Raw genomic sequence first — 19360 nt, 5'->3', positions numbered from 1 at the left:
AAAAAAATAACTATGTAATGAAAAAATCACCATTTCCCTTAAGCCGGGTCAACGTAGATCAGATAAAGTCGCCAAAGTTTCAGATCAAGCCAGTATATTAACAGTGATTTTATTTTGTTCCGATCGACAAAGGGCTATCCGTGAATAGCCCTTTGTCGATCGAAACAATGTCGCCCAATCACATGGATTATAACATAAGACAAACTTCTTACATATTGCCCAGTTCCATAATAAATTGAACTGTTTCTTTATTCATGTGCTGAGACAATACACCCGAAATCTGATCGGTCATGGATTTTCTGGTCATCCGTTTTACCTTGCTTTTTTCGAACCGCTGTTTATCCATAGGCACATCGTTGCTCAATTCGACCTTGGTGGCAAAATAAGAAACGTGCTGGCTAGGTACTACCAATCCGAGTATCATTCCGGGGAGTCCATTGATCGACTCAGGTCCGCCACTGACTGGAATTTCATTGCAATAATAGCCGATTACGTAAATCGAGTCAGTTGTAAGTCCGTTTGCTCTCCGACAGTTGTATCCGGCTATTTCACGGTATTCATCTGTAATCTTCCATTTTATCCATTTCATCGTGTCCTCAACAATGATCTTTTCACCAACAATATCATTATATCGCTGAAAGGAACGTGTGGTCATATTGGACAATGTAATCGCTTCAAAGTCCAATGCAAACATCATGATATATTGCTTAACCATTTGATCCAGATTGTCATTTTTGACCGGCTCAAACAGGGTTTCATTCGCATTGAATTTTAAAGTCTTTTTCAATACAGCATTTTCGGGCAGCTTGGACAATACCTGCTCAAAAAATGTTTTTGAATTGTTGTCAGCCTTCGCGATAAACTTCTTGCTCACAATATTTTTCATATACATGGTCTTATCATAGGAAATGCTCCCAGATCGTCCGAAGAGCGTGTACTGCGCCTTGAGGCTTAATACAGTACAACACAACAAGAGAAAAAAGATATATTTTAACATGGTCATTAACTTAAATTTTATAAGAACATTTTTGTAAAGTCCCAGGATAGCTTCAGCATATAGTATCTACGGATCGTGTCATAGCGACGCTGCGTAAAAATTGAAGTGGATGCCGAACGGCTAAAGCCTTTATTCTGGTCAAGCACATCATTGATCATAAAATCCAACATCAGGGATTCATTCTTCAGGAATTTTTTACTTACTCCCGGATGAAGCAGGAATTGCTCAAATTTTTCATCAAAAGCCTTTGTTGCTGCTTCATAGGTGTAACTATAGTTTGTATAGACTTTAAAAGTTTTGTTGATAAAATATTCCACACTACCATTCGATCCAAACACAAAGCCATTGCTATTTGTGTTACGTTCCAGACTGGATTTCATTAAGCGATATTGCGGACTGAAATTTAAATCGAAGTTCAACCCGGTCTTCGTATCTCTTTTGAAATTATAGGTAAAATTGAAATTCGTTGTATTGACTTTGTTCAATTGTTGATTGAATAGATTATAATTGTCACTCATATTCAGGTAGAACTGCGGGGTATTGGACAAGCCCAGTTTCTTGCTCAATTTAAAATGGTATCCGGACCAGATATTTACGGACGTATTTGTTTTCCCATTTACGTTATTCCAGGTATAAATATTGAGCCCCTGTGCGGTATCGATATTTTGTGTGATCGGATTTTTATCCAGCGTAATATTACCGCCCACATAGACGTAACTTCCCGTAAGAATACGAAATGAATTATAATTGATATTTAGGGAATTTCTAAAAGAAGGCTTTAAATTTTCATTTCCCAAATAGCGGTTGATCTGATCCGAATTATCCAAAATCGGCTGGATCTGACTCATGGAAGGCAATTGATTCTTTCCAGTGTAATTCATCCATAATCCCTTGGTCTTTGTAAAAGAATATCCGGCACTCACATTGGGGTTGTAGGTAAAATAACTTCTGGAAAGCCCTTCTTGACTATAGTAATTATATTGTTTGAGTTTGTCATTATTAAAGTTATTGGCAACAGTAAACTTTAACTTGTCCGTCGTATGCACGATGGCTAATTTATAGTTGCTACTCCGTCTATCAAAATCGTAATTGTTACTGAAACGACTGTCCAGATCATTATATTTCCCGTCAGCACCTTTATTGAATGATTCAACACGGGAGGAGTTATTACTACTTTCTATGCCAGTTCCAACAACGAGATTCCAAATGTTTGATAACGGTTCCGTATACGAAACTGAGGCGCCCAGCACATTATTTTTATTATTGCGTTCCTTGCGTTGATCTGTCCGGTCAATCAGTCTATTGCCCGCGGTATCCTTTTTAGCATAATTTTCAACAGTTGAGAATAGATGACCATCTCCTATCATTTCACTTCGTCTGAATTGACCATCAAATGTAAATGAACGCCCCTTTTTCTTAAATTTATGGGTAAAATAAGTGCTAAAATTCAACTCATTGATGGTATTCTTGATGGTCTCACGCGTAGTTTCAGCGATTGTTGTATCCATACTTTGCGTAAATTGATAGGCGTCACGCTTGTTGTCCGACCAAAGATTTTTGCGGGAAGCTCCGCCCCGGATGGTTAACGTATTTAATGAATCAAAATTCAGATCATATTTTAAATTGGCGCGATGCTGATCGTTCTCCGTATCTACAGATTTCGTTGACTTATTATTGATTAGCCCTGTACTAATGGTCTCATCGTCTCCATCACTGCTTAATCTTCCGTATTTATAGTTGATATTGACACTGTGTTTATCCTTGTTGAATTTATCCGAAAAATTAACGCCCGAATTAATCGCCCGGGGTATGCCGATTACACCCTGTCCAGAAAAAGGATCCGTAAAATTAGTCCAGGACATGGATCCGTCGTCTCCATATGAAACGCCCGAATCACCACCATATTTCTGTGCATCCTGCCAGTTCATACTGGTCGTTCCATTATTTCCGAATAAACCATACACGGAGATCTTTTGTGATCCTTTGAATTTGTTCAGCATCAACTGCCCCATGTAATAGTCACGGGTACCGCCTCCCAATAAGGCCTTTCCGAACATGCCATTTTTGGAGCCCTCTTTTAATTTCACATTAATGGTCTGTTCACGTTGCCCATCATCTACACCTGTGCGTTCTGCCTGCTCAGATTTTTTTTCATACACCTGCACCTTATCAACCATATCCGATCGAATATTGCGGGTCACTAGCGTTGGATCATCGCCGAAAAACTCCTCGCCATCCACGAGAACCTTTTTGACCGTTTTACCTTGTGCGGTAATTTTCCCAGATGCATCCACGGTGATCCCTGGCAGTACCTTCAACAGGTCTTCAACCTTCGCATTTTTTTCTACTTTAAAACTACCCGCATCGTACTCGGTAGTGTCTCCTTTTATCGTAATGGGAATTCGACCGGTAACAATAACCTCTTCTAATAAAGTAGCTGTCTTGGTCAGCCCAACACTTAATTTGGAATAATCTTTATCCGGGGAAATTTCGGTATAATAATCACCGTATTTGGGATAACTTACGATCAACAGATAGGAACCGCTATCGGGCTTTGCTAAGGAAAAAAGTCCATTTTCATCTGATCTCGTAAAACCAGTCAATATGGAATCTTTAGCACTTAACAACATGACTGTTGCATAGGATAGCTTAATCTGATCTTTTACATCACTTATTTTTCCGGCGATTTTGGACTGCCCTAATGCTATTCCGTGCATACCGAAAACAAAAAATAAGAGAATTTGCAAAACTCTTTTCATAAAATTGTTGGATAGTATATTAACATCAATATAACATTAGTATATAAAACCAATGTTTTGTTACAGTAAATTAAATTTTATTTCCAAAAAACATTTAGCAAGGTGCTATCACTAATTGAAACGAAATAAAGCTTATATAATTAGGATGCTTGAATCCAACATTTCCATAAAAAAAATTAAAATTACTGCTAGCTTTTATCTTTTTGTATTTGAATTAATTTCCACAACTGCAGACAGAAAAAACAGATCAATAGCACAAAGATAATCTGGGAGAATATGAGCGCATAATTGCGATACGCAACCACGGTGGTTAGGATCTGAATTCTGTTAATAAAGTAGTTATTGAGCATAATCCCAAATATCGATCCCAACAGAAAAAATACGATGGCATATTTCCGATCGGAGAGTGCCTTGGCTTTTTCTTTTTCCAAATCGCTGATCTGTCTCATAACACGCTGCTCGAAGTCATCGAAAGGCATATTGACTCGGCTCATTTGCATGGCTTGCTTTATTTTATTGTTTTCCCTATCCATGGTATTCTGATTTTTTTATCAATTGATTCAACACTTGCAGCATATTTTTCCTTGCCCGATGTAGCACTACTTTGGTATTTGCGAGCGTCCAACCCATTATTTCCTGGATTTCTTCCATAGACTGTTCCTCCAAATAAAAAAGGCGTAAGGCAACAGATTCTTTTGGCGACAAAATCGCTAAGGCATCATTGATCATTTCCTTACGCTCGTTATCAATAATTTCGTCGAGAACGGACACATCACTAGCATGGTCGTGATCTTTCAGATCAAAATCGACCAATCCCAGCTTTTTGTAACGGATGCTATTAAAAGCAACATGGACAACAATACGGTAAAACCAGGTGCTGAACTTGGATTTACCTTTAAATGAGGACAAAGACTGATAACACTTTATAAAAGCTTCCTGAACGACATCCTCGGCCATATGTTCCTGTTTGACAATAGAGAGTGCAACCGAAAAAGCCATGTCCTGATAGGTCTTTATAAAATACCGGTAGGATTCAACGTCTCCGGACAATACTTTACGAATATAGATTTCATCCATTTAAGCCTAAATATCGTGTTTTTTATCTAGTCGATTTGCAAGGATCATAGATAGCCCAGCGGATATGATCAAAATCGCCACTACCAATGAATCGGGTAGACCGGCACGAAGATAATTTTGTAATATGCCCACAATAAGTAGTCCGATACCTATCCCCAATACGAGGATACCCGGCTTTTGCCAATCTGCGGGCTGCCTCCTTCTTTCCTCACCGGGAATATGGATCGCCTTACTGCGATAACGCATGATAAAATATACACACAGCGTGATACAGGTAAATAATCCCAACGCTACAATTGCCCCCATTGTTTGTTTTTCCATAATATTTTTGATTTAATTTTACCATTAGTCACCGTCCGGCCCGAAAAGGTTACACGAAATTGAGTTAAATGTGTCGATTTGTGTAAATTTGTTTCAAATACAAACAATATGCAAAACATTAAAGAATATGTAGAAGCAAACAAGCAACGTTTTTTAGATGAGTTGTTTGATTTATTGCGTTTACCTTCGGTCAGTGCTGATCCTAAATTTAAAGGCGATGTACAGAAGACTGCAGAATTTGTTGCTCAAAAATTACGTGACGCAGGTGCTGACAACGTAGAAGTTTGCGCCACGGCAGGTAATCCAATCGTTTATGGCGAAAAAATTATTGATCCTTCATTGCCAACTGTACTGACCTATGGTCATTATGACGTACAGCCGGCAGATCCATATGAGTTGTGGGACACCCCGCCTTTTGAACCGACTATCCGCGATGGTAAAATATATGCCCGTGGTTCGGCAGATGACAAGGGGCAGTTTTATATGCATGTGAAAGCTTTCGAATATATGATGCAAAACAATGCTTTGGCATGTAACATCAAGTTTATGATCGAAGGTGAGGAAGAGGTTGGTTCGGTTAACTTAGGCACTTTCGTCAAGGAAAACACCGAAAGACTTAAAGCGGATGTAATCGTGATTTCGGATACCTCGATGATCAGTATGGAGCAACCGTCATTGGAGACAGGTCTTCGTGGACTTTCTTATGTTGAGGTTGAAGTCACTGGACCAAACCGCGATTTACACTCTGGTGTATACGGTGGTGCTGTTGCCAACCCGGCTACCATTCTCGCAAAACTCATAGCATCTCTACATGATGAAAACAACCATATCGCAATCCCTGGATTTTACGACGATGTCGTTGAATTAACAGCTGAAGAACGTAAAGCGTTGAACGAAGCTCCATTTGATATCGAAGAATACAAATCAGATTTAGGTATCGACAATATTTGGGGCGAGAAAGGTTATACAACTTTAGAACGTACCGGAATCCGCCCTACGCTGGAAGTTAATGGTATCTGGGGGGGCTATATCGGTGAAGGAGCCAAAACCGTGTTACCTTCCAAAGCAAATGCAAAAATCTCGATGCGCCTCGTTCCAAACCAAAACTCTGAACGCATTACAGAACTATTCAAGAAACATTTCGAGGGTATTGCGCCGGATTACGTTAAAGTAGAGGTAAAACCGCACCACGGCGGCGAACCAGTGGTCACTCCCACAGACAGTGTGGCCTATAAAGCCGCTGAAAAAGCATTGCATGAAACATTTGGCGTAAAACCAATCCCTACACGTGGTGGTGGATCCATTCCGATTGTTGCTTTATTTGAAGACGTTTTAGGACTAAAAACCGTGCTTCTTGGATTTGGACTTGACAGTGACAACCTGCACTCTCCAAACGAAAAATATGGAATCGAGAACTACTTAATGGGTATCTCCACAATTCCTTTATTTCATAAATATTACGCAGAACTAAGCAAATAATTTAGTTTTTCATTAGATAAAGGGTTATTTTTAAATTTTAGAAATAACCCTTTATCTCTTTATGGATTTTGATTTTCGTCTCATCGTTTTTTATACTGCTGCTCAGCACCTTAATTTCACCAAGACTGCCTCGGCACTCTTCATCTCACAACCCGCAGTTAGCAAAAATATCCAGGAACTGGAAAAAAAACTAGGTGTCCCTCTTTTTGAAAGGAAGGGAAATAACCTTGACCTGACTGAATCCGGGCAAATTCTCTATAAATACGCTCAACAGATTATCAACCTCTATAATCAGGCAGGACAGGAAATACAGGAATTACAGACTGGACGTAAAGGGAATCTTGTCCTAGGTGCCAGCACGACAATCTCTCAATATGTGCTTCCAACGTTATTGGCAGATTTCCTCTCCCAATATCCGAACAACCGCATCCAATCTTTTCAATCCAATAGCCGCAGTATTGAAGAACAGCTTATTGACAAAACATTGGATCTTGGGATTACCGAAGGATCAACGGACAACAGGGCTTTAAAATATATCCCTTTCATGAAAGATGAACTCGTTTTGGTCACCAATAGCGAAAACCCGTTGCTAAAACAGTTAAAAAATCCTATTCTCTCTGATATCACACGTTTACCCTTGGTACTTCGCGAGCAAGGTTCAGGTACACGTACCATTATTGAAAATGCATTAAAAGAACAACGGATCAATCTTACTGAGATCCAGATCGACATGATACTTCCATCAACGGAGAGTATCAAAGGATACCTTGCCCGTCGTCATAGTTTTGCCTTTCTTTCTATCCATACCGTGCAACGGGAAGTATTAAATAATCAGTTGACCATAATTGACATTCCCAATTTGTCCATTGAACGTTATTTTTACTTTACGCATCTATACGGCGGACTTGCTGGTACCCCGAATCAATTCCTACAATTTTGCCTCAGACAGAATTTCAAGATATAACATTTGGTTATGTCTCATAAAGAAAGATCGTTTTAATCCCTGTCCCTAGGGAGGTAGATTTGTACAAACGAATTAGAGGCATGGAATACAAAAAACTAACAAATTATCTAAAAGCGCTCAGTTGGATCATTGTCGCATTGGTTATCACCTGTACAACACTTTGTGTATTTCCACTTAAGCATGCGAGCGATGGTAGTTCAACAGATTCACGAACTCTGGTCCATGATTCATTGATTACACATGTATCACAATTCAAAACCGTTTCTTTTAAAAACAATCCTGAAGGGGAAATGGCTAGTTATGGCGAAAAGCTAATTAAAAATACCTACGATTATTTTTACGATGGTGACCTAAAAATCGGAAATAAGCTGGCCTGTAGCAGCTGTCATCTTAACGGTGGCACAAAGGCATTTGCAGCCCCATACGTTGGGCTCACACACGTTTTCCCTACATACATCGGCCGGGAAAACAAAGTTGAATCCTTAGAGGAACGTATTAATGGCTGCTTCGAAAGAAGTATGAACGGCCGAGCTATCCCTGAAAACAGCAAAGAAATGCGGGCGATAGTCACCTATATAAAAAATATCAGTGTCAATACGGTTAGCAAAGGAAGACTAGGCGGCCAAGGTTTTGTCAAAATCGACATTCCAAATCGTGCTGCAGATCTGAAACATGGTCAATTGGTATTCGAAAGCAAATGCACAAGCTGTCATGGAAAAGATGGACAAGGGATGGCACAGCCTACTGGCAAAGGCTATTTATATCCGCCACTTTGGGGAAAAGACAGCTATAACGATGGAGCCGGTATGGCAAGGTTGCTTACAGCAGCGCGTTTTATAAAAGCAAACATGCCCTTAGGAGCAAGCTACGATGCGCCGCAGCTCAGCGATGAGGAAGCCTATGATGTGGCTGCCTATATTAATTCTTTCGACCGGCCTAAAAAAGCAAACAAGGAGCTCGATTATCCAAATTTAGCAAAAAAACCAAAGGACAGTCCCTACCCGCCTTACGCAGATAATATTAGTTTAGAACAACATAAACACGGACCTTATAATTTTTAATATGATGAAAAAACAATTGACGATTGCTTGCCTCCTCTTTGCGATGACAACGGTACAAGCTAAAGCACAAAACAATAAATTATTACAGGACAACCATCAATATACGGGTGCAGTCGCGAAGAAAAAAATGTATAAGGCGATCTATCAACTGGATAGTAATGATCCAAAAACCATTGAGAAAGCCATCCGAAATATCAACAACGTTTTGAAAGATCCACGATTAAAGGGACATCTTCAAATTGAACTGGTTGCTTTTTCAGGCGGAACAGAAGCTTATTTAAAAAAGAACAGTCAATATGAGAAACCCTTGCAGGACCTTGTTGAAAAAGGCGTTATTGTCGCGCAATGTTTGAATACATTGGAAGAAAAACATATTGCAAAAGAAGAGCTGTTTGATTTCATTGGTTATGTCCCTAGCGGGAACGGTGAATTGATCCTAAGAGCAAATGAAGGTTGGGTCATTGTTAAACCATAGTATAATGAAAAAACTAGTCCACTTCACTCTAGCTATGACCTTCTTTGCCAGCTCAGCAATTAAGGCTCAGGAGCATCGTTTTGATCCACCCTGGAATAGCCCCCCCGAATCAGCCTTGAATTTTACAGTCCCGGGAATAGCTAATATTCCCGATCTATACGGCGATATTGAGAATCCACAGTTAACAGTTTTTTTTGCGGGCAATCAGTTTATGGTTGTCGACGATCTATTAACATCATTCAAACAGGAATATCCCCAATATGAACGGATTTTTGTAGAGACATTGCCACCGGGGATTCTGGCCAAACAGATTAAAGGTGGCTCTATTACCATCGGCAATCTACGCATCACGCATAAACCTGATATCTATACCGCAAGCAAACGTGCAATTAATGAGATGGCAGATTATTTCAGTCATACCCAAACTTATTGCTATAACAATATCTGTCTGATGGTACCAAAGGGAAATCCGGCTCACATCAAAACATTGAACGATCTAGGCAATTCCAATGTGCGCATTAGCATGCCCAATCCACAATGGGAAGGCATAGGCGAGCAAATCAAAGCATCCTATAAAAAAGCGGGGGGCGAACAACTGGTCAGGAAGATTATGGAAGATAAAGTAAAGAACGGAAGCACGTATTTAACAAAAATACATCATCGTGAAAGCCCGATGCGTATCCTTTACGCCCAAGCGGATGTAGCTCCGGTCTGGACATCTGAAGTTGTCTATCAAAAACTGATCGGTCATCCAGTTGAAGGCATTACAATTCCCGACAGCCAAAATACCACAGCAACTTATGTAGCCGCAAAGCTAAAAAATGCACCACATGCTAAAGCGGCGGATGATTTCCTGAAATTTATGGACTCTCCTACAGCCAAGCAGATCTACAAGAAGTATGGCTTTACAATAGACTAAAAAAAGAAAATGGATAATTAATTATCCATTTTCTTTTTTTACTTTAGGTCAAAATTAGCTGAATTGTATGGTTCTATTGCTTAAAAAACTCCATCGCTATTGGTATTTTATCAGTGTTCTACTTGTTTTCCTCGTGCTATTTCCCTATATCTATTTTTTGGCTCAGCGGCCAGAAAAGAACTATGCGCGGATTGTACGGATGAGACGCTGGGTTTCGATCGCTGGATCGGCTTTAGCGGGGGTATTTTTTAAAGTAACTTATGAATCAAAAATCGACTGGAACAGGCCAATGGTACTATGCCCCAATCATACCTCAGTGCTCGATATCACAGCCCTTACCTACTTATGTCCGATCCCGTTTTCGTTTATCGGGAAAGCCTCTCTTCTTAAAAACCCCGTCACCCGTATATTCTTCAAAACCATAGATATTCCTGTTACGCGCAGGAGTAAAGTTTCTTCTTTTAAAGCATTCCAACGCGCTAACGAACTTGTCCAAAGTGGCCGAAGCGTCGTTATTTTTCCGGAAGGAAAGATAGACGATGGATTTCCACCTCAAATACATGCTTTTAAGTCCGGGGCTTTTCGTATTGCGGTACAAAATGATGTACCTGTAGTCCCAATTATCATTGAGAACGCATGGGATATTTTCTTTGATGATGGTGCAAAAAGAGGATCGCATCCGGGAATTGTTAAAGTGCATGTTTTCACTCCTATAGAAACAAAAGATTTTGATGACAACAACGCCACTGAGCTGGAGAAAATTGTTTATGACAAAATGCATTCCTATTGGATTATGAAGAATAAATCGTATTTTCATCAACCAGAGAACGTCCAAAAAATATGTCAGGAAAGATACTAATCGAAATCAAAGATATTGCGCGTGAATACCAAATTGGCTCGGAAACAATTCATGCGCTCAGTTCGGTTACACTCAATATCCATAAAGGAGAATTTGTAGCACTTATGGGTCCCTCCGGGTCTGGAAAATCTACATTAATGAATATTCTAGGCTGCTTAGATACGCCAAGTAGAGGTGAATATATCCTCAATGGAATTAATGTAAGTGACATGTCTGAAGATGAACTCGCTGAAGTAAGAAACAAGGAGATAGGTTTCGTCTTTCAAACGTTTAATCTACTCCCTAAGAGTACTGCATTGGAAAATGTTGCACTCCCGTTGATTTATGCGGGATACAATAAGACCAAGCGTGAAGAAAAAGCCACCAGCGCATTGGAAAGCGTTGGATTGGGACATCGTATGGATCACAGGCCCAATGAACTCTCAGGCGGACAACGTCAGCGGGTGGCAGTAGCCAGAGCCCTGATCAATGATCCTTCTATCATATTAGCTGACGAACCTACGGGGAATCTTGACACAAAGACATCCATTGAAATTATGGGACTCCTTGAAGAGATCCATTCCCGGGGAAACACCATTATCCTCGTCACACACGAAGAGGATATTGCCTTACATGCACACCGCATTGTACGCATGCGTGATGGTTTGATAGAAAACGATTATCCCAATGCCGATATCAAATCCGTATCGCCACGATTAAACGCCCTGAATGAAAAAGGGAGTGACTTTGAGAACATCTAAAAAATATTATTTCATTATAAATCAAACACTTATATTATTTACACAAAAATAACAGCTGATTTACTTGTTTAAATTAAATTAAATGATAGTTTTGCGAAAATAGAGAACTTAAATTGTTTTTATATGTATTGGACATTAGAATTAGCTTCGCATCTAGAAGATGCACCATGGCCAGCAACAAAAGATGAATTAATCGATTACGCTATTCGTTCGGGTGCACCAGTTGAGGTGATTGAAAACTTACAATCTCTTGAGGATGACGGTGAGCCATATGAAAATATTGAAGAAATTTGGCCCGACTATCCAACAAAAGATGATTTCTTCTTCAATGAAGATGAATACTAGAAAATAAAAAACGCCTTTAAAGAAAGGCGTTTTTTATTTCAGGAAATTAATCCATTGCCGTACAATTCAGTCTTAAACGTATGAAGATAAAAGTAAAGGTATTGTTGTTAACGTTTGTATGCTGTATACTCTGTATTTCTTTAAGTGCACAGGAAAAACCACTTACTTCCGAAAATATTACTGTTTTAAAGAAATTTGTACATCGTCTAAACGATACTAACCTTGCCACGGACATTATTTTAAGCCAGGATATATTAACGGCAAAAAATCTAGATGAAGATCAACAGGAATATCTGCTAGCTAGCATAGACGAAATCCGAATCAATGTGCAGAGCAAAGATATCAGTAAATTAGAATTCATCAATTTTTTACAGGCTGGCCGGAAAGAAACCTACGATATAGACCTTGAAGGAATAGATCCAAAGCAAGTCTATTTTGTTAGATATCTCAATCGTTTTGTTTTTGCTGCTGTTATTCAGGACAAAAAAATAGCCTCTTTTACCTTGGTTTCCAAAGGGAACAATAAAGCACATTTTGTATTCTATTAATCTTTAATTGCCCTTATTAATCGTTTGCTTTAACAGATTGAACCGCTCTGATTATCTGCATATGTCTGACAGAACACTCTTTCTGTTTCCCGGCATTCAATAAGCCTAAGGTATTCAACTTATTTTCGGTCTTTACAATAGTTCGTTTAAAAGCAATTTTAACCGCAGGGATCTTTCTTAAAAATTTTTCAATAAAAACACTTGCATTTTAAAATTCTATCAACCATATTTGTATTAACAAAAAAAGAAATGATAATAACTGTATTAAATAAAGCTTGGTGGTGGCACGACGAATAACGTTGTGGCAAACACCTATTGCATTATTTGATATATACATCAAGATATGATGGGCTTGCCTGAATAAGGTAAGCCCTTTTTATTTAAAAATATTATGAAAGAAATTTTAGCCCATTTATTCGAATACAAGACTTTTTCGCGACAGGAAGCTTATGAGATCTTGACCAATATTGCCAAAGGTAAATACGACAGTCATCAAATCGCCGCATTTATGACAGCTTATGGTATGCGCAGCATTCGAGTGGAAGAACTTGGTGGATTTCGGGATGCGATGTATGACCTATGTCTCCAATTGGATTTTGAAGGTTACGATCTGATCGACCTATGCGGTACCGGTGGTGATGGAAAAAATACATTCAATATTTCTACAATTGCTTCTTTCGTGACAGCCGGAGCAGGCTATCAGGTGGCAAAACATGGTAATATAGGTGTATCGTCGAGCTGCGGATCTTCGAATGTAATGGAATATCTAGGTTATCAATTTACGAATGAAAAAGCTGAATTGCAACGGCAGCTTGACGAAGCCAATATATGCTTTCTACACGCACCATTGTTTCATCCGGCGATGAAAACAGTCGCTCCGATACGTCGTGCCTTAGGTGTAAAAACATTCTTTAACATGTTGGGACCATTGACAAATCCAGCCAACCCGAAATTTCAATCGGTTGGTGTATTCAGCTTGGAACTTGCTCGTTTATACGGTTATTTATACCAAAATACGAACAAACAATATTCCATTATCCACGCATTGGATGGCTATGATGAAATATCGATGACCGGAGATTTTAAGGTCATCAACAATGAGGGTGAAAATTATTATAATATGGAGGAGCTGGGCTTTAGCCCTATTCTTCCACAGGAACTCGCAGGTGGGGACAGCATCGCAGAGGCCGCACAGACATTTTTAGCTATCTTGAATAATGCGGGCACCGATGTACAGAATAATGTAGTTTTGACAAATGCGGCATTTGCCATAAAAACATTTCATCCGGAAAAATCTTTTGGTGACTGTTTCTATGAAGCTGAAGAGTCACTCTTGACAGGAAAAGCACTCAAAAGTTTCAAGAAAATAACAAAACAGTAAAATGGCAGTCAAAATAAAAGTTTGTGGCATGAAGCATCCTGATAATATCGCCGCAGTAACTGCCCTTGATGTGCAATACATCGGGTTTATATTTTATGAAAAATCCAAACGATTTGTTGGCGATACCGGTCGGGAATATATAAAAGGGGTTAAAGGAGTCGCTAAAGTTGGTGTCTTTGTGAACGCAAGCTTAACGGAAATTTGTCATAAAATAGACGAATTCAATTTAAATGCGGTTCAATTACATGGAGATGAAAGCCCTCAATTTTGTGAGGAACTTAAACAACATACAGCTGTAACCGTGATCAAAGCTTTCGGTATAGACCAAGATTTTGATTGGTCAGTATTGGACGCTTACGTGGGAGCTGTAGACTTTTTTTTATTCGACACCAAAAGCAGTTCTTACGGCGGCACCGGTATGCGATTTGACTGGTCCTTATTGCAGCAATACAAACTCGAGTACCCTTATTTCCTTAGTGGCGGATTAGATGCGGACAGTGTCCAAGATGCTTTACAAGCAAATGATCCCAGGCTGTATGCCTTGGATCTTAATTCAAAATTTGAAGTAGAACCAGGATTAAAAGATATCGATCTTTTGGCCCGTAGCATAAATAGTATTAAAAAATGAGTATATATCAAGTCAATGAAAAAGGATATTATGGTCCGTTTGGTGGTGCCTATATCCCCGAGATGCTCTATCCCAATGTGAAAGAGCTCCGTGAGGAATATCTCAAGATAATCGAAGAGAAAAGTTTTCAGGAGGAATTCAATCAGCTACTCCGTGATTACGTAGGACGCCCCTCCCCTTTATACCATGCGAAGCGACTGTCTGAAAAGTATGGTACGACGATCTATCTGAAACGTGAAGATCTCAATCATACTGGAGCCCATAAAATCAACAATACAATCGGGCAGATCCTCTTGGCCGAGCGTCTTGGAAAAAAAAGGATCATTGCGGAAACAGGTGCTGGACAGCATGGTGTTGCTACGGCTACGGTATGTGCATTAAAAGGAATACAATGTGCTGTCTATATGGGGGAAATTGATATCCAAAGACAGGCTCCCAATGTGGCGCGAATGAAAATGATGGGCGCAGAAGTCATTGCTGCTACCTCAGGCTCAAAAACACTTAAAGATGCGACAAATGAAGCGCTGCGGGACTGGATCAATAATCCTGTGGATACACATTACATTATTGGTTCTGTCGTGGGCCCACATCCCTACCCTGATATGGTTGCCCGATTCCAATCCATTATCTCCGAAGAGACGAAAAAGCAGTTATTAGCAAAAACCGGAAAAGAGAATCCAGACATCGTATTAGCCTGTGTTGGTGGTGGCTCTAATGCCGCCGGAATGTTCTATCATTTTCTGGATAATGAATCTGTGCAGCTATATGCTGTGGAAGCTGCTGGACATGGTGTAGACTCGGGTGAATCAGCTGCTACGACAGCTTTGGGGAAAGAAGGTGTATTGCACGGAAGCCGATCCATATTGATGCAAACGGAAGACGGTCAGGTCATCGAGCCCTACTCTATTTCGGCAGGACTTGATTACCCCGGTATCGGACCGCAACATGCTTGGCTATTTAAATCCGGAAGAGGAAAATATGTTAGCATTACAGACGATGAAGCAATGCACGCAGGATTGGAGCTCACTCGACTGGAAGGTATTATTCCCGCAATTGAAAGTTCACATGCACTCGCTTATTTAGCGAAAATTCCTTTTAAGGGTGATGAAACCGTTGTTGTTTGTTTATCAGGGCGCGGCGATAAGGATCTTGACAACTATATGAAATACTTTGATTTTTAAAGCATGAATACGATTGAAAAAAAAGAAGGAAATCCCCTTCTATCGATATATTTTACAGCAGGATACCCAGCACTGGACAGTACAATCCAGATCGCTAAGAAACTGGAAGAAGCAGGTGCAGACTTTTTGGAAATAGGTTTTCCCTATTCTGATCCTGTTGCAGACGGACCTGTTATCCAACACAGTTCAGAAGTCGCTCTTGCGAACGGAATGACCGTCAAAAAGCTATTTGAACAACTACGTGAATTACGTCAACATGTACATATTCCGGTCTTCCTCATGGGTTACGTCAATCCGGTGATCCAATTCGGCGTAGAGAAATTCTGTGAAGAGTGCAAAAATGTAGGTGTAGACGGGGTCATTATTCCTGATCTTCCAATGTATGAATACGAAGATCTCTACAAAGAAACGTTTGAAAAAAACGGTATCGCGAATATCTTTATCGTAACACCACAGACTTCAACTGAAAGAATCCGAAAAATAGATAGTTTATCCAATAGTTTTATCTACTTATTGTCCTCCAATGCCACAACGGGAAAAACACTGGATGTGGGCGAAGATACCAATGCTTATTTCAAGCGGATACATGATCTTCAGCTGAAAAACCCACTGATCGTTGGATTTGGGATTTCAAACAAAGAAGCCTTCCAAAAAGCAAGTCAATATACTGCCGGAGCAATTATCGGCAGTGCGTTTGTAAAAAGGCTTGGAGAAAAAGATTATATGGCTCAAATCCCTGACTTTATAAAATCGATAAAGGGGTAAAATCTATTTGATTTTGATGATCTAAAGAGCGTTCAGCCGAAGGTAACAATTCCTTCACTGAACGCTTTGTATTTTATAGTTACCTCGTAAAAACCAATATTTGAAAAAGCATCCATTTTTGATGTAGGACGAACCGAATAAACTAACATATGGACACACGAAGAGATTTTTTAAAAAAGGCTGCCATGCTTGCGGGAGGCGCATCCCTTTCCCAGGTTATTCCATCGGCTATTGCAAAAGCAATGGCCATTAATCCTGCGGTGGGCAGTACCTTTTATGATGCCGAACATGTGGTACTGCTCATGCAGGAAAATAGATCTTTTGATCACGCTTTTGGCACATTACGGGGCGTGAGGGGCTTCAATGATCCAAGGGCGATCCGTCAGCCAAACAGACACAAAGTATGGCTACAGACGCAAAAAACAGGCGAAACATATGCCCCTTTCCGATTGGACATTAAGGATTCAAAGATTACCTGGATGGGCTGTCTGCCCCATAATTGGACCGATCAGACCGATGCCCGAAACAAAGGAAAGATGGACAAATGGCTAGACGTCAAACATTCCGGATTTAAAGAATTCGCAGCGCTTCCATTGACCATGGGACATTATACCCGGGAGGATATTCCATTCTATTATTCACTGGCGGATTCTTTTACAATCTGTGATCAGCATTTCTGTTCAAGTATCACGGGTACAAATCCCAATAGACTCTATTTTTGGACAGCTAATATTCGCGAAAATTTAAACGGTAAGGCATTGGTATGGAACGGCGATTCAGAATTCAGTGGTAAAGCAAACTGGAAAACCTTCCCAGAACGTCTTTCGGAATTTGGTATAGACTGGAAAATATACCAGAATGAGATTTCTTCAAGCGGTGCCGGATACAGTGGCGAAGCTAATGGTTGGTTAGCGAATTTTGGATGTAATCCCATGGAATATTTCCCACAATACCAGGTCAAATATAGTGCTCGTTATAGAGAACTACTTGCACGGAAAAAAGAAGAACTGGAACAGAAAATAGCCACAACGACAAGCAAAGATAAGCTTGATAAGCTGCATAAGGAACATCAACATGTGCTGGAAGAGCAACAACAATACAGCGCAGAAAATTTTGAAAAACTCGATGAACGAACCAAAGAGATCCATCGCCGGGCATTTGTGAATAATAGTGCGCAGCCTGATTACATGGAGCTCGAAACGATGTTATATCAGGAGGGTGACCAGCAACGGGAGCTACAAATCCCGAAAGGTGATGTCTTGTATCAATTTAGGAAAGATGTTCAGGAAGGGAAACTCCCCACTGTCTCCTGGCTTGCACCGCCGCAGCTTTTCTCAGACCATCCTGATTCGCCTTGGTTTGGGGCTTGGTATGTGAGCGAAATCATGGATATCCTCACGCAAAATCCGGAAGTCTGGAAAAAGACAATCTTTATTCTTACCTATGATGAGAATGATGGCTATTTCGATCATTTCGCTCCTTTTACGGCCCCTAATCCCTATGAGGCCGATAGCGGTAAGGTATCTATTGGCATAGATCCCAAATTGGAATTCGTCCGTCGTGATGAACAGTATTATCCAGAAAGTGGCAGAGAAAGTAATATAGGACTCGGATATCGTGTCCCGTTGATCATTGCCTCCCCATGGACAAGGGGGGGCTGGGTAAACTCACAGGTTTTTGACCATACTTCAAGTTTACAGTTTTTAGAGAAATTCATCAGCCACAAAGTCAATAAAGACGTCAAAGAAAACAATGTCAGCAGATGGCGACGTACCATCTGTGGAGATCTTACCTCTGTGTTTAGACCTTATCATGGGGAGCTCATCAAAAAGCCATTGGTACTGCAACGTCAGCCGTTTATCAAAGAGATCCATCAAGCAAAATTTAAAGGTCTGCCAATGGGATTCAAAGCATTAACTGCCGATGAGATCGAACAGATCGAGAAGGATCCCAGCCGCTCGCCCTATTTTCCAAAACAGGAAGAAGGGCTTCGCGACTCCTGTACATTGCCCTATGAGCTTTATACCCATGGGGAATATCTATCCAATGGAAAGTATCAACTGACATTTGAAGCATCTAATAAAATGTTTGGTAAACGCTCCGCAGGTGCTCCTTTTACAGTATATCATAGCATGCCGTATAAGGGAGAGATTGGGACTTCCCGTAACTACGCCGTATCAGCAGGCGACAGCCTATCCGACAATTGGTCTATCAATGCATTTGACAACGGATTATTCCAACTCGACATCCATGGACCAAATGGGTTTTACCGGATGTTTAAAGGAGAGGCCAAACATCCAAACATTAAAATCCGTTGTAGTTATGAAAAAAGTAAAGACGAGAGCTCCTTTACGGGCCGTCTTTTGTTTACCTGTACAAATCAAGACAATAGAAACCATCAGCTCATAGTGGAAGATATCAGCTATGGCCAGGGCAAAAAAGAAGTTCAGCTTAAAAGTGGTGTTTCAACGACCATTCCGTTCGATCTTTCCAAACAAAGTTTTTGGTATGATTTCCGCATCAGCTGTAAAGATTACAGTGCGTTCCAAGAGCAATATGCCGGTCGTATAGAAATTGGACAAGGCGGAAAAAGTGATCCGCTATTAAGCAGATAAATACAATATATAGTCGGGGTTATTCCTAAAAGGAATAGCCTCGACTATCTGGGATTCACAAATCAAAACGTCATTAAGACTAAATTTTCTATTTTCAGAAATTATCCACGACAATAATGTGATTTTTCGATATTATTCTTGTATACGACGAATAAGGTGGTAAAATCCTTTGTACAGTAAAACTGCACCGACAATCAAAAAAACAGCTAATAAATATAAACTGATGGAGTTAATAAATAATAGACA

The 19360-nt window shown here is 40.0% G+C and carries 19 protein-coding genes; 14 read left to right on the top strand and 5 right to left on the bottom strand.

What is annotated here, in order from left to right:
- Positions 1–208: 208 nt before the first annotated feature.
- The 5 genes from ABDW32_RS14455 to ABDW32_RS14435 all read right to left on the bottom strand — a co-directional run bounded on the left by ABDW32_RS14455 (position 209) and on the right by ABDW32_RS14435 (position 5154).
- The gene (locus ABDW32_RS14455; protein ID WP_343563565.1) at positions 209–997 is read right to left on the bottom strand and encodes a GLPGLI family protein; all 789 of its coding nucleotides are present in this window, start codon (positions 995–997) and stop codon (positions 209–211) included.
- Between the two features lie 17 nt (positions 998–1014).
- Positions 1015–3756 carry an outer membrane beta-barrel protein gene (locus ABDW32_RS14450; protein ID WP_343563563.1) on the bottom strand — a complete coding sequence of 914 codons (2742 nt, stop codon included), beginning with the start codon at positions 3754–3756 and terminating at the stop codon, positions 1015–1017.
- Positions 3757–3944: 188 nt separating this feature from the next.
- Positions 3945–4289 (bottom strand): hypothetical protein, encoded by a 345-nt coding sequence (locus ABDW32_RS14445; RefSeq protein ID WP_343563561.1) that lies wholly within the window; start codon positions 4287–4289, stop codon positions 3945–3947.
- Positions 4282–4833, bottom strand: a complete 552-nt coding sequence (locus ABDW32_RS14440; protein WP_343563559.1) for a sigma-70 family RNA polymerase sigma factor — start codon at positions 4831–4833, stop codon at positions 4282–4284. The genes ABDW32_RS14445 and ABDW32_RS14440 overlap by 8 nt, the downstream gene beginning before the upstream one ends.
- 6 nt (positions 4834–4839) lie before the next feature.
- Entirely contained in the window at positions 4840–5154 is a 315-nt protein-coding gene (locus ABDW32_RS14435) for a hypothetical protein (protein ID WP_343563557.1), read from the bottom strand.
- A 108-nt stretch (positions 5155–5262) separates the two neighbouring features.
- Here ABDW32_RS14435 and ABDW32_RS14430 point away from each other — a divergent pair, with 108 nt between their 5' ends.
- The 14 genes from ABDW32_RS14430 to ABDW32_RS14365 all read left to right on the top strand — a co-directional run bounded on the left by ABDW32_RS14430 (position 5263) and on the right by ABDW32_RS14365 (position 19114).
- Positions 5263–6633 carry a dipeptidase gene (locus ABDW32_RS14430; protein WP_343563556.1) on the top strand — a complete coding sequence of 457 codons (1371 nt, stop codon included), beginning with the start codon at positions 5263–5265 and terminating at the stop codon, positions 6631–6633.
- A 61-nt stretch (positions 6634–6694) separates the two neighbouring features.
- Complete coding sequence (locus ABDW32_RS14425; RefSeq protein ID WP_343563554.1) at positions 6695–7597, top strand: LysR family transcriptional regulator; 903 nt, start codon at positions 6695–6697, stop codon at positions 7595–7597.
- A gap of 80 nt (positions 7598–7677) precedes the next feature.
- The gene (locus ABDW32_RS14420) at positions 7678–8658 is read left to right on the top strand and encodes a c-type cytochrome (RefSeq protein WP_343563552.1); all 981 of its coding nucleotides are present in this window, start codon (positions 7678–7680) and stop codon (positions 8656–8658) included.
- Position 8659: 1 nt separating this feature from the next.
- Positions 8660–9133 carry a hypothetical protein gene (locus ABDW32_RS14415; protein ID WP_343563550.1) on the top strand — a complete coding sequence of 158 codons (474 nt, stop codon included), beginning with the start codon at positions 8660–8662 and terminating at the stop codon, positions 9131–9133.
- A 4-nt stretch (positions 9134–9137) separates the two neighbouring features.
- Complete coding sequence (locus tag ABDW32_RS14410; protein WP_343563548.1) at positions 9138–10052, top strand: substrate-binding domain-containing protein; 915 nt, start codon at positions 9138–9140, stop codon at positions 10050–10052.
- A 67-nt stretch (positions 10053–10119) separates the two neighbouring features.
- Complete coding sequence (locus ABDW32_RS14405; RefSeq protein WP_343563546.1) at positions 10120–10911, top strand: lysophospholipid acyltransferase family protein; 792 nt, start codon at positions 10120–10122, stop codon at positions 10909–10911.
- Positions 10893–11651 carry an ABC transporter ATP-binding protein gene (locus tag ABDW32_RS14400; RefSeq protein ID WP_343563545.1) on the top strand — a complete coding sequence of 253 codons (759 nt, stop codon included), beginning with the start codon at positions 10893–10895 and terminating at the stop codon, positions 11649–11651. Before ABDW32_RS14405 ends, ABDW32_RS14400 begins: the two co-directional genes overlap by 19 nt.
- Positions 11652–11774: 123 nt before the next feature.
- Positions 11775–11996 (top strand): DUF2795 domain-containing protein, encoded by a 222-nt coding sequence (locus tag ABDW32_RS14395; protein ID WP_028072584.1) that lies wholly within the window; start codon positions 11775–11777, stop codon positions 11994–11996.
- 80 nt (positions 11997–12076) lie between these two features.
- Positions 12077–12544: a hypothetical protein gene (locus ABDW32_RS14390; protein WP_343563543.1), complete on the top strand. Its 468-nt coding sequence runs from the start codon at positions 12077–12079 to the stop codon at positions 12542–12544.
- A gap of 391 nt (positions 12545–12935) precedes the next feature.
- Positions 12936–13925, top strand: coding sequence for an anthranilate phosphoribosyltransferase (trpD, locus tag ABDW32_RS14385; protein ID WP_343563541.1), 990 nt, complete (start codon positions 12936–12938; stop codon positions 13923–13925).
- Position 13926: 1 nt separating this feature from the next.
- Complete coding sequence (locus tag ABDW32_RS14380) at positions 13927–14553, top strand: phosphoribosylanthranilate isomerase (RefSeq protein WP_343563539.1); 627 nt, start codon at positions 13927–13929, stop codon at positions 14551–14553.
- The gene (gene trpB, locus ABDW32_RS14375; RefSeq protein ID WP_343563537.1) at positions 14550–15734 is read left to right on the top strand and encodes a tryptophan synthase subunit beta; all 1185 of its coding nucleotides are present in this window, start codon (positions 14550–14552) and stop codon (positions 15732–15734) included. Before ABDW32_RS14380 ends, trpB begins: the two co-directional genes overlap by 4 nt.
- Before the next feature lie 3 nt (positions 15735–15737).
- On the top strand, positions 15738–16499 hold the full coding sequence (gene trpA / locus ABDW32_RS14370) for a tryptophan synthase subunit alpha (protein ID WP_343563535.1): 762 nt from the start codon (positions 15738–15740) through the stop codon (positions 16497–16499).
- A gap of 149 nt (positions 16500–16648) precedes the next feature.
- On the top strand, positions 16649–19114 hold the full coding sequence (locus ABDW32_RS14365; protein ID WP_343563533.1) for a phospholipase C, phosphocholine-specific: 2466 nt from the start codon (positions 16649–16651) through the stop codon (positions 19112–19114).
- Positions 19115–19360: the final 246 nt, after the last annotated feature.

The sequence above is a fragment of the Sphingobacterium sp. genome (assembly GCF_039596235.1).
In the GTDB taxonomy this organism is placed as follows: Bacteria; Bacteroidota; Bacteroidia; order Sphingobacteriales; family Sphingobacteriaceae; genus Sphingobacterium.
The sequence above is the reverse complement of the archived record's forward strand: the minus strand, read 5'-3'. Positions and strand labels throughout refer to the sequence as shown.